Origin of the sequence: Nonomuraea sp. GTA35 (genome assembly GCF_041950525.1) — a bacterium.
In the GTDB taxonomy this organism is placed as follows: domain Bacteria; phylum Actinomycetota; class Actinomycetes; order Streptosporangiales; family Streptosporangiaceae; genus Nonomuraea.
In genome coordinates, this window is the sequence record NZ_JBGNUV010000001.1 from 111,980 (window position 1) to 126,079 (window position 14,100).

Below are 14,100 nucleotides of genomic sequence, written 5' to 3' on the forward strand. Positions count from 1 at the left end.
GACAACCTACAGGCGAGCGATCGCCGGGGTCAGATGAGGTGCCGGTCCAGGCCGGTGATGCGGAGCAGGCGGCGCATGTTCGGCGGCACACCCTTGATGTGCAGCCGGGTGTGCTGGTTGACGGCCTGGTTCTGGACGGAGACGAGGATGCCGAGCCCGGCCGCGTCGATGAAGGACAGCCGGCTCACCTCGATGACCAGCTCCGTGTCGGTACGGCGCGAGCGGCCCGCCTCCTGCAGCAGCGCGAGCAGGTGGCTGCGGAACTGCTCGGTGGTGGCGATGTCGAGCTCGCCGGCCACGCTCACGGTGAGCGTCCCGTCGCGGCGGCTGGTGGTCAGGTGTAGTGGATCCATATCCGGCTCCGCGCTCTCTCAGGGCCGGGATCATCCCGTCGGTAGCGCGGACCCGCCCTTTGGCACCAGATGTCATGCATGCGTCACATAGAGCGACTGTGTGCTTCCGGAATGGAGTGTACATGCTTGTACGCACACGTCGAGAGGGCGGCTGCGCTTCGGGTGGACAGGAGAATTCCTCAGGAAAACAATTCCGGTTACCAGATAGAAGAAACTTCATCCTTTGGGCAAGGGCGGGCAGATCGGTCGTCCGTGCTGCGGCCGGCCGGAGGTGAACCGCGTCCCAGTCTGATCTTATTTATGGAAATATCGGCATTTGTCGGGGGCGATCACTACGCTGCTAGCCCTGTCGGAATACGAGGGGAAAGCGAACCAAGATCGTGTTAATCGCAGTCGCAGTACTGGCCGCCGCCGTGGTGAGCGCGGTGGCCTGGTGGCTCCGCCGTAACGGGGCCTCCAGCGGGGACCCGGTGAGCGGCGAGGGCTCGGGCGCGCCCGGGTCCGGGCCGAAGCGGGGATGGGAGCTGCTGCTGACATCCGAGGCGGAGGCGGCGTTCATGGAGGGCCTGCGGGCCTACCACGAGGCGGGAGGGGCGTTGCGGGTGGGCGCGGAGCAGGGGGTGCTCACCACGTACGAGCCGCCGCGGCTCATCTCCCTGCACCTGCTCGCCGACGCCTTCGCGGCCCGGGGGGACGCGGCCCTGCACGACCCGCAGGGGACGGTCGAGACGCTGCTGGAGCGGCTGGCAGCCGCCGAGCGGTCCGGGGTGCTGCACCTGCGGCCCGGATGGCTGGAGGGCGAGGTGGACGGCATGGACGCCGTCCGCTTCGCCGCGGCCGTGGGCGAGGCCGTCCGCCCGGGCGGCTGGACGGCCGAGGCCCGCGTTGGAGCGTTGCAGGTCGTCGTGCCGGACGACGAGGCCGGGGACGAGCCCGGCGAGGACGCGCGGAAGGCCCCGGCGGACGGGCCGGGGAGCGGTGACAACCCGCTCACCCACGTCAACGGCACGCCGATCAAGCAGCTCCCGGCCAAGGACGCCGCCACGGAGGGGACCGGCGAAGGGGGCGGCGCGGCAGCCGGAGCCGGCGTCATCCGAGAGAGCGGCGCGGTTCAGCGGGGAAGGGCGGGCGAGGCGAACACGCTGATGCTGGACCTGGCCCGGGTGCTCGACCTCTACCGGGAGGCCCGCGCCCGGCGGCCGGACGCCGGCGCTCAGACGCTGCTGGGCGAGGTCGTGCCCCGGCTGATCGCCGCCGGCGGCCCCGGCGTGACGTGGACGAGACCGCCGAGGCCGGGTGAACTGCGCACCGTGCTGGGGAGCTCACCGGAGCTGCGCTGATGGCAGGGGACGGATCGCGCGCGGGGGCGCGACGCGGCTCGCCGGCCGTGCCGGCCATGGTGCCGGCCATGGTGCTGGCCATGATGCTGGTCTTCGGGGCAGGGCTGTGGACGGTCTCGCGGATCGACCCGACCGCCGCCAGGCCGCAGGCGGACCCCACGTCCGAGCCCGCCGAGGAGGCCGTGGAGGAGGAGCCGCTCCGGGTCGCCGTCGAGCCGCGCCGCGTGCCCGCCGGCACGCGGGCGGTGCGGGTGACCGCCTTCTGCGCGGCGGCCCCGGCGGAGACCACCGCCCAGTCCGGCGCCTTCGTCAAGAGCCCGGTCTTCGCCCGGAGCCCGTCCGGCGCGGCCATGTCCGCCGACGCCACGCTGGATCCCGCGCTCCCGCCTGGCAGGCATCACGTGTTCGCCAGGTGTGGCACCCGATTCGGCACCGCCGAGCTGGAGATCACGCAGGGCCCGGGACGTCCGGAGCGCTCGGAGCCGGAGCGCTCCGCCACGACGCGGATCGCCCTCTCACCGGCTCGTCCGGGGGATTGGCGCGATCACCCGGACGGCGAGCCCGCCGACACCGCGGTCGATCCGGGCGAGACCCTCTTCCGGATTCAGATCGTCCACGAGGTGCGGGTGCCCGCCGACGATCCCGACGTGGCCGCCGTGCGTGCGGGCGCCGCCGCTCGTGACCCCGGCTCGTTCGTCGCCGAGCGGCTGGGCGCCTTCGAGATGCCGGTGTCGGGGTTCCTGCTTCACCTGGCGTACTCCACACCGGTCGTCAGGACGCAGAGCGGCTCACGCGAGGCGGTCATCACCTACACCGGCGTCCACTACGGTGTCGTCTTCGCCGACGCCAGCCGCGCCATCGGCATCGAGTACCAGCCGCCCGCGAACGGGACCGCTCCCCGGCCGACCGCCCACGAGATCGTCGTCACCTCCACCGGCTGGACGGTGGCGGGGGTGAGCGGCCCGCCACCGCTGGCGCAGGACGCGCACCTGCTGCGCCTCAACGGCGGCGACAGTCCCATAAGGGTCGCCTTCGCCGAGGACGGCCGGAACGCGTCCGTGGCCCACCACGTCGTCCAGGACGGCAGGCTCGCGACGCACCTCGAGGGCAGCGACTCCGTGGAGCAGGAGGTCGAGGACGGGGAGACGGTTTCGGAGGTCTGGTACCAGGAGGAGTCCATCACCTTCCTGGGGCGGGTCTGGACGGCGTCGCTCACGGTGGGGCTGGTGGCGGCCGGGTTGATCCTCCTCTACACCCTGGCCCGCGCGCTCGGCGGCGCGTGGTGGCGCCGGCCCCGCAACGGGGTGCTCGCAGCCCTGGTGGGGGGTGCGGGGGGCGTGTCCTGGTTCGCCTCCGAGGGCGTGGGCGTGGAGGCCGCGGTGCTGGCGATCGTGGCGGGCGCTCCGGTGCTGGCACTCCATTCGACGTTCCGCGCCGCTCAGGGGCACAGCGACCTGCCGGTGAAGGCGGCGGCGGTGTTCGCGGCGCTGGTGGGGCTCGTCCTGGCGGCGTGGCCGCTGGCGGCCTCCTTCGGAGGCTGGCCCGCGGCCGGGGTGCTGGCCGTCGCGGCGGGGGTCGCGGGTGTGACGGCCGCCGTCCCCGGGCAGCGCCGCCGCCTGCCAGGGGCCGGCCTGGCGCTGCTGGGCACCGGGGTGATGCTGGCCGGCATGGGGGTGGTGTCCGGGCTCACCCCGCCGCACCTGCTGTGGCAGGCGCTGCTGCTGCTCGGCTGGTTCGCCCTGGTGTTCGGCTGGGCGACCGAGGCGAGTCACCGGTGGTCGGCGACGAGCGCGGCCCGGTGGGTGGTGGCGGCGTCGGTCGTGTTCGGCGTGCTGGTCTACGCCATGACCGTGCTGGACTCGCGCAGCAGCTGGATGGCCCTGCCCTGGGACGACCTGACGGGAGTCGCCGGCACGGTGGCGTACATCGTCGTGCCGCTGCTGGCGCTGGTGATGCTCGTCGTGCGCGTGCGCCGCCTCGGCCAGGGCCCTGCCGGTCTCACCGAGCCGGTCGCCTTCCATACGGCGATGTTCTTCCTGCTGCTCATGCGCGTCCAGGCCGGTGGTGCCGCCTCGGGCCTCCTGGTGCTGCTGGTGTGGGTGGGCGTGTTCGTCCTGCTGCCGCCGCCGCGGGCCGAGCTGCTCCGGCCGGTCCAGGTGGACGAGCACCGGCTGCTCGTCCGCGATCTGATCAGACGCCGGTCGGCCCGCGCCGCGCTGACGGCGCTGCTGCGGGAGCCGGGCGCGGGCGACGACTTCGAGCAGCGGCGGCAGGCGCTGGAGCAGGCGGGCGACGAGCGCGAGGGGCCGCTCGACTCCGACCTCGCGCTGACCACGCTGGCCGGTCGCACCCCCTGGCAGAACGGGCTGGTCTCGCTGGGGGTGGGGGCGGTGCTGTCGCTGCCGTACTCGGTGGTGCGGATCGCGGAATCGGTGCGCGGCCAGCAGACCGGCGCCACCGAGCTGGCCGCCGCCGTGCTGGCGCTGCTGTCGCTGCCCGTGCTGAGCATGGTGTTCGGCTACTTCTACCCGCGCGTGCGCGGCACGCATCCGATCGCCAAGTCCCTGGCGTTCTTCCTGACGGCTCTGCTCGTCGAGCTGCCGACGTACGTGTACACCCTGGTCATGGCGACCATCCTGCAGAGCGACCTGTCGGAGGCGGGGCTGCCCACCGCCGACGAGGCGCTCATCGGCGTGCTCGTGGCGGTGGGCAACATCGCCGTGGTCAGCATCGGGCTGGGCCTGTGGTGGGAGTGGCGGCTCATGTGGCTGGCGGGCGAGCCGTGGGGGCGGATCAGGGACGTGCGCACGCTGCGCGCCCTGGCCGCCCCGCTGGCCGCGGTGGCCATCGCCATCGCGACCACGGCGGCGACCGCGCTGGTCAACAACGTGATCGCGCCGCTGCCCAGCGGACCGGCCGTGCAGGCGTCCCCGACGCCGTCGCCGTCGCGCAGCCCGTGATCGCTAGTTCTCGGCGCGGCCGTCCCGCCAGTAGCCCATGAAGGCCACCGAGCGCCGGTCCATTCCGCGCTCGGCCACGAGGTGCCGGCGGAGCGTCTTGATCACGGACGCCTCGCCGGCCAGCCACGCGTACAGCGGCCCGTAGTCGACCTCCTCCTCCGGCGGCACCTCCCACAGCTCCTCGGTGTCCACGTCGACGTCCACGAAGTCGGCGGACGCGGCGACGGGGGTGGAGGGGAGGAGGCGGCCGGCGGCGGCCCGGACGGCGGGGACGAGCTGGGCGCCGCGCTCGCCGCCGTTCCTGGCCAGCCAGGTGACCTTGACCGAGGCGGAGGTCTCGATCGGCAGCGCGTCGTCGTCGCAGGGCACCTCCATGAGCACCTCGCCGTTCAGGTGGGCGGGCAGGCGCTCCAGGATGCCGCAGATGGCGGGGACGGCGGTCTCGTCGCCGGCGATGAGCACGCAGCCCGTGCCGGCGGGCGGGTGGAACTCCAGCCCGCCGTGGCGGCCCTCGAAGCGGGAGGTCGGGCCGTAGAGGGCGGCGACGTCGCCGGGCCGCACGCCTTCGGCCCAGCGCGCGACGGGGCCGCCGTCGGGGTGCATGACGACGTCCACGTCCACCTCGCCGGCCTCGGGGCGGACCAGCCTGGCCGTGTACGTGCGCATCGGGTTGCGCTTGGCCTCGTCCAGCTCCCGCCAGCGCAGGAACCAGTCAGGGCCGGTGGGCAGGTGGGCCATGCCGTGCTCGGGGACCGGGAGGAGGAGCTTGAGCCGCTGGTCGAAGCCGTTGTCCGCGAAGTGGTGCAGGTCGTCGCCGGTGAAGGTCACCCGCAGGAACGACGGGCTCAGCCGTTCGAGCCGGTCCACCCGTACGTGGAACATGTGAAAGGGCTCGGTCATCCCCGAAATCTCCGATCTAGATTAGGTGAGGCTAACCTAAACGATCGTGGCGATTTAAGCCACTCGCGATCTGTCGCCTGGAGTGACCGGCCTGTCGCTTCTGGTGGATGTGCGCAGGTCGCAGGCGTGCGCACCTTCCGGGAACGGCGGTGTGACGAAAGTCCCAGGGCCGGGCAGAGCGGCGGCAGCGTCGCCATCGCGTACTCGTACGGCCTCGTCGTGCGCCCGCGAGAGCGGGGAAGGTAGCGTCGTAGCGCTGAACAGGTGTCCCCCTCCCTGCGTTAGGAGCCCGACTTGTCTCCTGTGATCCTCTCCGCGGCGGGCGTCGCGCTGGTGCTCGACGACTCCGGCCCCGGCCTGCCGCGGGTGCGGCACTTCGGCGCCGGGCTCGGGCCCGTCGCCGCGCCCGACCTGCTGCCCGCGCTGGCCGCCCCGGCCCCGCCGCTGCTGCCCGCCCAGGGCGACGGCTGGTACGGCCGCCCCGGCCTGTCCGGCGGCAGGGACGGCGAGCACTGGCCGGTCCGGTGGGAGGTGGACGGGATCGACGTGACGGCCGAGCCGGGCTCCGGCGGGTCGGTGACCGTGACGGCCTCCGACGCCAGGGCGGGCCTGCGGCTGGTGAGCGAGCTGGTCATGGACGGCGAGGGCCTGGTGCGGATGCGGCACACGGTCGCGAACGCCGCCGGGTCGCCGTACCGGGTGGCGGGGCTGGTGTGCGTGCTGCCGGTGCCGGCGCGGGCCGGTGAGCTGCTGGACTTCACCGGCCGGTGGGCGCTGGAGAAGGCGCCGCAGCGCAGGGCGTTCGGGCAGGGGGTGTGGTCGAGGGAGAACCGGCGCGGCCGCACCGGGCACGACGCGACGGGGCTGCTGGTGGCGGGCACCGAGGGGTTCGGGTTCCGCGGCGGCGAGGTGTGGGCGGTGCACGCCGGGTGGAGCGGCGACCACGTGCACTACGCCGAGCGGCTGGCCGAGGGCGTGGCGCTGCTGGGCGCGGGCGAGCTGCTCGAACCCGGCGAGGTCGTGCTGGCCGAGGGGGCGCGGTACAGCACGCCGTGGGTGTACTTCGCCTGGTCGGGCGGCGGGCTGGACGACGTGAGCGCGCGGCTGCACGCGCACCTGCGCTCGCGCCCGCTGCCGGTGCGTCCCGTCACGCTGAACAACTGGGAGGCCACCTACTTCGACCACGGCCTCGACCGGCTGCTGGAGCTGGCCGAGCGGGCCGCCGCGGCCGGGATCGAGCGGTTCGTGCTCGACGACGGGTGGTTCCGCCACCGCCGCCACGACCGGGCCGGACTCGGCGACTGGTACGTGGACGAGGGCGTCTGGCCGGACGGCCTGCACCCGCTGGCCGACCGCGTACGCAAGCTGGGCATGCAGTTCGGCCTCTGGTTCGAGCCCGAGATGGTCAACCCCGACTCCGACCTGGCCCGCGAGCACCCCGACTGGATCCTGGGCCACGCCGAGCGCATGCCGCCGCCGCAGCGCCACCAGCAGGTCCTCGACCTGGCCAGGCCCGAGGCGTACGCGTACCTGCTGGAGCGGCTGGACACGCTGGTCGGCGAGTACGCGCTGGACTACATCAAGTGGGACCACAACCGCGACATCGCCGAGCCGGTGCACGACGGCGTGCCGGGCGTGCACGCGCAGACGCTGGCCACGTACCGGCTGCTGGACGAGCTGCGCGCCCGCCACCCCCGGCTGGAGATCGAGTCGTGCTCGTCGGGCGGCGCGCGCGTCGACTACGGCATCCTGGCCCGCACCGACCGGGTGTGGACCTCCGACAGCAACGACGCGCTCGACCGGCAGCAGATCCAGCGCTGGACGGGGCTGCTGGTGCCGCCGGAGCGGATGGGCTGCCACGTCGGCGCGCCGCGCGACCACGTCACCGGCCGCGTGCTGCCGCTGGCCTTCCGCGCCGCGACCGCCCTGTTCGGGCACATGGGCGTGGAGTGGGACCTGACCGCGGCGAGCCAGGAGGAGCTGGACGAGCTGGCCACGTGGATCGCGCTGCACAAGCGGCTGCGGCCGGTGCTGCACGCCGGGCGCGTGGTGCGCGCCGACCACCCGGACCCGTCGGCGCTGCTGCACGGGGTGGTGCTGCCCGAGCGGGCCGTCTACGCGTACGTGCAGATCAGCTCCAGGCTCGCGATCGCGCCCGGCCCGCTGCGGCTGCCCGGCCTCGACCCGGAGGCCGTGTACGAGGTGCGCGTCGCCGGGCCCGTCCCCGAGCGGGCGGCGATGCCGGAGTGGGCGGCGGCGCCGGTGCGGCTGCCGGGCGCCGTGCTGGGCGAGCTGGGGCTGCCGGCCCCGGCGCTGCGGCCCGCGTCCGCGCTGGTCGTGGAGGTCGAACGGGTCTAGCCCGGTCTAGCTCAGGTCGAGTTCCGAGCCGCCGAACCGGTCGCGCAGGAACCGGCCCTGGTCGCGCAACGCCTGCTCGTCGCCCCGGTGCATCGCCTCGGCGACCTTGCCCATCTGGGCGTCGAGCAGGGCGAGCTGCTCCAGCAGCTCCTCGTGGGCGCTGCGCTCCCGCCCGGCCCGCCGGGTCAGGGCGTAGCGGCGGGGCAGGTTCGCGTACGCCTCCAGGCTGGCGGGCAGGTAGCGGCGGATGGTCTGCGAGACCACGTGGAGCTGGTCGGGGGAGGCGGTGAGCTGCTCGGCCCTGGCCAGCACGCCGCCGATGACCTCGGCCAGCCCGTGCACGGCGGCCCGCACGTCGTCGGGGAAGCGCCGGTCCACGCGCCGCAGCAGCCCGTCCAGGTCCTCGCGCAGCGCCCGCGTCTCGACCTCGGCGTGCGAGATCGTCAGCCGGACCCGGTCGGGCGGGGCGAGCAGCGCGCCCGCCCCGTACAGCGCGACCACGACGACCGGCCAGTACGCGCCCGCCAGCCCCAGGAAGTGGGCCACCAGGCCGAGCAGCGCCAGGCAGGAGCCGACGATGTTCCTGGTCGAGCCCAGATACCGCAGGACCCGCTCACTGGTAGCCACGGATCTCCTTGAACGCGCTGGTCAGCGACGTTTCCCGGGCGTCGAACACCGCGCCGCCGGTCAGCTCGGCCACCTGGCGCATCTCCTCGGCGTCGCTCTCCCCGAACAGCACCACGAACGTCGGCACGCGGCGCCTGTCCTCCGGCAGGGAGCGGTAGTGGCTCTCGAAACCGGCGTAGTCGGAGCCGTCGGTGTTCTCGCCGTCCGTCATGAGCACGATCGAGCCGTAGTGGCCCGCCTCGACCGGGCGGTCGTAGGCGGCCTTGAGGCTGTCGTAGATCGCGGTGCCGCCGTGGGCGCTCAGCCCCTCGGCGAAGCTCCTGATCTCGGCGAGCACGGTCTCGGGGTTCCGCTCGGGGACGGTGAACGGCACGGGCTGCCGCGGCGAGCCGCTGAACGGGATCATCGTCACGGTCTCGCGGTTGCTGAAGCGGGTGAAGGCGCCGGAGGCGGAGGTGTCCGCGCCGGTCAGCGCCACCAGCGCCTGCCGCAGCGAGTCGATCCTGCCGCCCTTCATCGAGCCGGACGTGTCCAGCACGAACGTGGCCTGCGCCGGGACGCGCACCTGGTTGAGGTAGGTGGTGATCAGCTCGTCGGCGGTGCTGCGCCGGTTGGGGAAGGGCAGCTCGATGAGCTGGGCGGAGCCGAACCGGGAGTCGAGCGGGACGCCGCCCACGATCGGCCGGCGGTGCGTGCCCGTCATGATCTCCTTCTGCACGGCCGGGGTGCGCAGCCAGGCGGCGAGCTTGCCGTACAGGACCTTCTTCTCCTCCGGGGCGGAGGCCAGCAGCGTGAGCGGGTAGTCGGCGCTGACCACGCCGTCGCCCGGGTGGACGAGCGTGAGCGGCTCGCGGGCGCCCAGCAGCACCGACTCGTAGTTGACCATGCCGTCCACGCTCGGGTCGCGGGCGTAGGCGTCGGCCAGCCAGCCCGACGAGCCGGCCGTCAGCCGCTGCGCGGAGAAGAACTCCTTCAGCCGGGGCGTCACCGCGGCGACCTGCTCGGCGCTGAGCGCCCCGTCGGCGTCCGACAGCGCGGCGGCCACGCCGACCAGGGCCGAGAAGCCGGAGTTGGAGGAGGCGGGGTTGGTCATGCCGAAGCTGAACCTGCCGTCCCTGGCCGCCGCGGCGATGTCGGCCCAGGTGACCTGCTTGCCGTCCCAGCCGAGCTCGGCGGCCTTGGCGGGCTTGAGCCCGAGCACCACCGGCGAGACCATGATCTTGGTCTGGGTGGACAGCTTGGCCTGGGCGCCGTCGATCAGGGACAGGTAGCGGTTGGAGGAGAACCAGATGGCGTCCAGCGTGCCGTCGGCGCGGCCGCTCGCGACCTGGTCGGCGCCGTTGAGCGTGCCGGTGTAGGTGAGCTTCACCTGGACTCCGGCCTCGCTCCCGGCCCGTTCGAGCAGCGGCTCCAGGTCCTTGATCTCGCTGCCGGCCAGGACGCGCAGCACGTCGGGCCCGTCGGTGAGCTCCTCGGCGCCGCCCGCGCAGGCGGCCGTCAGGAGCACGGCGGGCAGGAGCGCGGCCAGTAACCGTCTCATGCGGAGCCCTCCTTGGCGCGGTCCAGGTACGTCCTGGCGTGCTCCAGCTCCGACGTCAGGCTGTCCACCGTGACGGCCATGCTGTCCACGGCCTTGGCGCGGAAGGAGTCGATCAGGTCCATCGTGGCGTAGACGTTGTCGAACGCCTGGCGCAGCGTGTCCAGGTCCACGGTCGTGGCGGCGGCCTGGTTCTGGATGGCGCCGGCCTGCGTGCGCAGCATCTCGCTGGTGGCCAGGATGAGGTCGCTGGTCGTCGCGTTCAGCGCGGTGATCTGGTCGAGCACGAGCTTCTGGTTCGCCAGCGCCTGCGCGACCGTCACCGCCGTGCGCAGGGCGGCGACGGTGGTCGTGGTGGCGCGGTCGACGCCCTTGCTGAGCTCCAGGTTGTTCTTGCGTACCAGGTCCAGGGCCAGGTAGCCCTGGGCGGACACGGCGAGCTGGGTGAGCAGGTCCTGGTGCTTCTGGCGGACGGCGAACAGCGCGTCCGAGCGCAGCGCCGTGGCCTGCGTCTCGTCCGCCACCGCGATGCGCTCCTCCAGGGCCGCGTCCATCGCCTTGGCCATGACCGCGTACTCCTGCAGCCGCGTCATCGCCTCCCACAGGTTCGCCTTCTCGCCCTCGATGGCGGCGTTGTCGCGCAGCAGCTCGTCCTGGCCGGACTTGAGCGCGCGGATGATGTCGTCGAGGTGCTTCTGCGCGGAGTGGAACTTGGCGAAGTAGTCGCGCAGCCGGTCGCCGAACGGGATGAGCCCCAGCAGCTTGCGCGGCCCGCTCGCCGCCTGCTTCGGGTCCAGGTCCACGACGGTACGGCGCAGCGCCACCAGGCCGCTCGCCACCCGGCCCTGGGCGTCGGCGCCCTCGCCCCTGGCGGCGTCGAGGGCCGCGACCGGCCGCTTCAGCATGCGGTTGGCCACCTGCGAGGCGGACCTGATCTCGGTGTCGCCCATCGAGGAGATGTCATGGACCTTGCGGGAGAACTCCGGCGAGCGCGGGTCGATCCCGCCCAGCTCGCCGGCGAACTCGCGCGCCTTGGCGGTCAGCTCGGCCGCGCGCTCGTCGGCCATCGGCAGCATGGTGGCCGCCGTCTCGGCCGGTACCGGGGTGACCGGCGCGGGCGGCGTGAGCACCAGATCGGACACGTGCGGGATCTCCTTGCTAGGGACGTGCGGCGTCGATGGTGGTGATGAGCCGGTCCAGCCGCTCGTACGTGGGCGGCTCGACGACGTCCACCAGGTCGGCGGCGGCCGGCGCCTTCGTCTTGGCGACGAGGCCGGCGAACGCCTGCGGGTCGGTGGTGCGGAAGCCGTACTGCGCGGCCAGCGACTGCAGCGCGGGGTCCTCGGTGAGCAGCTCGCCGACCCGGTTGCCGTCCGCCGACAGGGGGACGAGGGTGTGCTTGCTGAGCACGGTCGGCGACGGGTAGACCAGCCGCATGTCGGGCTTGATCGCGCCGTCGCCGGCGAAGACGTGCGCCAGGTACTGCGCCTCGTAGACCACCAGCATCGGCGTCTTGCCGGCGCCCAGCGCCAGGTAGTCGTCGAAGGACGCCTCGCTGGTGGACTCGGAGAAGCCCTGGTCGAGCACGGCCGGCGCGAGGACGGGCGCGATCTTGGCGACCTGGGCGTCGGAGGTGATGACGTCCTCGCCGTTGGCCACGTAACCGATCACCGACAGGTACATGGCGGCGGAGTTGGAGGTGCGGATGTCGGTGGTCGTCAGCAGCACCCGCTTGCGCGCCTTGTAGGTCGCATTATCCGGAATTTCATCCCAGCGGGTGCCTTTAGCTACTAGGTCCAGATATTTCTTGATGTCTAAGGTTTGGTGGCCTTTGTCGGAATTGCTGAGCACGCCGGCCTTCGCCAGCAGCTGTGTGATCGGCTCGAACGTGGCCACCGCCATCGGCGAGTAGAACGGCGAGTACGTGACGGTGGCGCCGCGGTCGCGCTTGATCCGCTCGGCGGCCGGGACGCTGGAGGGGAAGGCGAAGGCGTACCGGCCCAGGTCCACGTCGGTGACGATCTGCCGGGAACCGGCGGTGTCCACCTCGACGCGCAGGCCGTGCCCGGCGAAGGCCGCCTTGACGCGGGGGTCGTCGAAGAACGCCTTCTTCTCCGACCCGATGACCCCCCGTACCACCGCCACCTCGGGCTCGTCGCCCCCCTGGTTCCCGGTGACGATCGCGACCACCGCCACCCCGGCCAGAACCGCCGCCAGAATGACGCCGATCCACCGCTTCATCGAACCCCGTTTCTTGAAATGACCCCCATGGCGGAATTATGGGATGGCATCAGCGGGGACCGCGCGGGTGTGAAGGCGAACGTACGGCAGAATTCATTTCCCGTTCACGGCCGGGGCGGAGGCGCCCGGCTTTTCCCCGGGTTACGGGATGACGTCGGCCACGATCGTGGCGCCGCTCTTGCGGCACGACGTCAGCCTGCCGGTCCGCATGCTCTCGGCCGCCGTGTTGCTGACGCACTCCCAGCCCGCGACGGTGGCGACCCCGGCGCTGCCCTGCTTGGGCGTCCGCGGCCGGTAGTAGGCGCGAACCACGCGCAGGGCCTCCGCGCAGTCCACGAGCCCCCGCCGCACCGCGACCGCCGCCGGGGAGCCGTTCGCGGCCTCGGCCTCCCCGCACACCGTCCCCGGACCGGCCAGGCGGCCGCCGCCCGGCGTCCGCTCGGGAGCGGCGGCACCCGGCGAGCCAGGGGAGGCCGTGGCGGCGGGCGCCGGGGAGGTGGCGGGAGGCTCGGACGCGGGGGTCGCGGGCGGCGTCGCCGGCGGGGCGAGCGGGGCGGGGCCGCAGGCGGCCAGGCAGAACAGGAGCGGGACGGCGGCGGCGACGCTGATACGCACGGGGGAGGGACTCCACGACTCGACTTCACGACCGAGGCAGTGTCCCACGGCGGGCTTCGAGGCCGTCCCGCCCGCGGCGAGCACCCCCTGGACGGCCTCCTCCACCAGGGTCGCCTGACGCCCGCGGGACAGCGGCCGGTAAACCGGGCGGCAGATTCGGGCCGGGTGGTGAAGCGGGTTTAATGCCGCCGCAACCCTGAGACTCATGATCACGAAACACGGCCCGCGCAGACTGGGGGTCATGAGCGATGCACCGAAGGTGATGGACGCACGTACCGGACACGGCCGTTCCTGGGGGCGGGAGGTCGGCGAGCTCGCCGCGCTGTTCCTCGCGGTCGGCCTGGCGCACCTGCTCGCGACCCTGCTCGGCCACCAGGAGCCGGGGCCCGTCATCCTGGTCGGGCTGGGGGTGGCGCTGATCGTCGGCGCCGCGATCCACAAGCGGCTAGGCCACCGTCCCGCGAGCGCGGGCCACCGTTCCAAGGCCGGAGCTGGGGCTGGGAGCGGGGCGGGAGGCGGTCTGCCGGGCCGGTTCCGCCGCCGGGCCCGTGCCGGTCGTGGGACGGCTCCGCTGCCTGTCGAGGGCGGGGCGGGCGGGCCCATGGCATTGTGGCGGATCCGCATGCGGGTGGTGGAGCGGCCCGGCCGGCTCGCCACCGTGGCGGGGGCGTTCGGGCGGCTGGGGTGCAACATCCTGGCGCTGCACATCGCGCCGACCGGCAGCAGCGCCATCACCCCGGCCGGGTGCGACGCGCTCGACGAGTTCGTCATCGAGGCGCCCCGCGAGCTCGCGCTGGACGTGCTGGCCGGGGCGCTGCGCGAGGCCGGCGGGCAGGACGTGGTGATCGTGCCCGCGCGGGTGAAGGACCTCACCGACCCCGGCGTCCAGGCGCTGGTGCTGGCGCAGCGCGTCAGCGACGACCCGGACCGGCTGCCCGAGGCGATGGCCGAGCTGCTGCGGGTCTCGCACGCCGAATGGCGGCGTCCCGGCGACACCGTGGACGAGGGCGCCGAGCTCAACACCACCATGGTCATCTCGGTGAACCCCGACCGGGCGCTGCTCGTGCGGCGGCCCGAGCTGCCGTTCACCCCGACGGAAGCGGCCCGGGCGGCGGCCCTGACGGCCGCCGCCACCCACGCCCGCTACACCGCCCGCTGACCGCCCGCCC

Annotated in this window: 11 protein-coding genes; 4 read left to right on the forward strand and 7 right to left on the reverse strand. The window is 73.4% G+C overall.

The features are described from left to right. Positions 1 to 29 precede the first annotated feature (29 nt). Entirely contained in the window at positions 30 to 353 is a 324-nt protein-coding gene (locus ACBJ32_RS00515; RefSeq protein ID WP_375124863.1) for an STAS domain-containing protein, read from the reverse strand. A 380-nt stretch (positions 354 to 733) separates the two neighbouring features. Between ACBJ32_RS00515 and ACBJ32_RS00520 the strand changes: the two genes are divergently transcribed. Together ACBJ32_RS00520 and ACBJ32_RS00525 are read left to right on the forward strand one after the other, a co-directional pair. After that, positions 734 to 1,693, forward strand: coding sequence for a hypothetical protein (locus ACBJ32_RS00520; protein ID WP_375124864.1), 960 nt, complete (start codon positions 734 to 736; stop codon positions 1,691 to 1,693). After that, positions 1,693 to 4,653: a hypothetical protein gene (locus tag ACBJ32_RS00525; RefSeq protein WP_375124865.1), complete on the forward strand. Its 2,961-nt coding sequence runs from the start codon at positions 1,693 to 1,695 to the stop codon at positions 4,651 to 4,653. The genes ACBJ32_RS00520 and ACBJ32_RS00525 overlap by 1 nt, the downstream gene beginning before the upstream one ends. Before the next feature lie 3 nt (positions 4,654 to 4,656). Here ACBJ32_RS00525 and ACBJ32_RS00530 read toward each other — a convergent pair whose 3' ends face one another. Continuing rightward, entirely contained in the window at positions 4,657 to 5,553 is an 897-nt protein-coding gene (locus tag ACBJ32_RS00530) for a siderophore-interacting protein (protein WP_375124866.1), read from the reverse strand. Positions 5,554 to 5,847: 294 nt separating this feature from the next. On the opposite strand from ACBJ32_RS00530, the gene ACBJ32_RS00535 reads away from it, so the two are divergent. After that, positions 5,848 to 7,911, forward strand: a complete 2,064-nt coding sequence (locus ACBJ32_RS00535) for an alpha-galactosidase (protein WP_375124867.1) — start codon at positions 5,848 to 5,850, stop codon at positions 7,909 to 7,911. Positions 7,912 to 7,917: 6 nt separating this feature from the next. Here the strand turns inward: ACBJ32_RS00535 and ACBJ32_RS00540 are convergent, their stop codons facing one another. The 5 genes from ACBJ32_RS00540 to ACBJ32_RS00560 form a co-directional block, all read right to left on the reverse strand. Further along, entirely contained in the window at positions 7,918 to 8,538 is a 621-nt protein-coding gene (locus tag ACBJ32_RS00540) for a hypothetical protein (RefSeq protein WP_375124868.1), read from the reverse strand. Further along, positions 8,525 to 10,078: a VWA domain-containing protein gene (locus ACBJ32_RS00545; protein WP_375124869.1), complete on the reverse strand. Its 1,554-nt coding sequence runs from the start codon at positions 10,076 to 10,078 to the stop codon at positions 8,525 to 8,527. Before ACBJ32_RS00545 ends, ACBJ32_RS00540 begins: the two co-directional genes overlap by 14 nt. Next, positions 10,075 to 11,217: a toxic anion resistance protein gene (locus ACBJ32_RS00550; protein WP_375124870.1), complete on the reverse strand. Its 1,143-nt coding sequence runs from the start codon at positions 11,215 to 11,217 to the stop codon at positions 10,075 to 10,077. Before ACBJ32_RS00550 ends, ACBJ32_RS00545 begins: the two co-directional genes overlap by 4 nt. 16 nt (positions 11,218 to 11,233) lie before the next feature. Then, positions 11,234 to 12,316, reverse strand: coding sequence for a hypothetical protein (locus ACBJ32_RS00555; protein ID WP_375124871.1), 1,083 nt, complete (start codon positions 12,314 to 12,316; stop codon positions 11,234 to 11,236). A gap of 141 nt (positions 12,317 to 12,457) precedes the next feature. Next, positions 12,458 to 12,931: a hypothetical protein gene (locus ACBJ32_RS00560; protein WP_375124872.1), complete on the reverse strand. Its 474-nt coding sequence runs from the start codon at positions 12,929 to 12,931 to the stop codon at positions 12,458 to 12,460. Between the two features lie 241 nt (positions 12,932 to 13,172). Between ACBJ32_RS00560 and ACBJ32_RS00565 the strand changes: the two genes are divergently transcribed. Then, positions 13,173 to 14,090 (forward strand): ACT domain-containing protein, encoded by a 918-nt coding sequence (locus ACBJ32_RS00565; protein WP_375124873.1) that lies wholly within the window; start codon positions 13,173 to 13,175, stop codon positions 14,088 to 14,090. Positions 14,091 to 14,100 lie beyond the last annotated feature (10 nt).

Excerpts from the sequence above, each read along its gene's own strand:
- ACBJ32_RS00515 (WP_375124863.1), bottom strand. The coding sequence starts at position 353 with ATGGATCCACTACACCTGACCACCAGCCGCCGCGACGGGACGCTCACC.
- ACBJ32_RS00525 (WP_375124865.1), top strand. The coding sequence starts at position 1,693 with ATGGCAGGGGACGGATCGCGCGCGGGGGCGCGACGCGGCTCGCCGGCC.
- ACBJ32_RS00530 (WP_375124866.1), bottom strand. The coding sequence starts at position 5,553 with ATGACCGAGCCCTTTCACATGTTCCACGTACGGGTGGACCGGCTCGAA.
- ACBJ32_RS00545 (WP_375124869.1), bottom strand. The coding sequence starts at position 10,078 with ATGAGACGGTTACTGGCCGCGCTCCTGCCCGCCGTGCTCCTGACGGCC.
- ACBJ32_RS00555 (WP_375124871.1), bottom strand. The coding sequence starts at position 12,316 with ATGAAGCGGTGGATCGGCGTCATTCTGGCGGCGGTTCTGGCCGGGGTG.
- ACBJ32_RS00565 (WP_375124873.1), top strand. The coding sequence starts at position 13,173 with ATGAGCGATGCACCGAAGGTGATGGACGCACGTACCGGACACGGCCGT.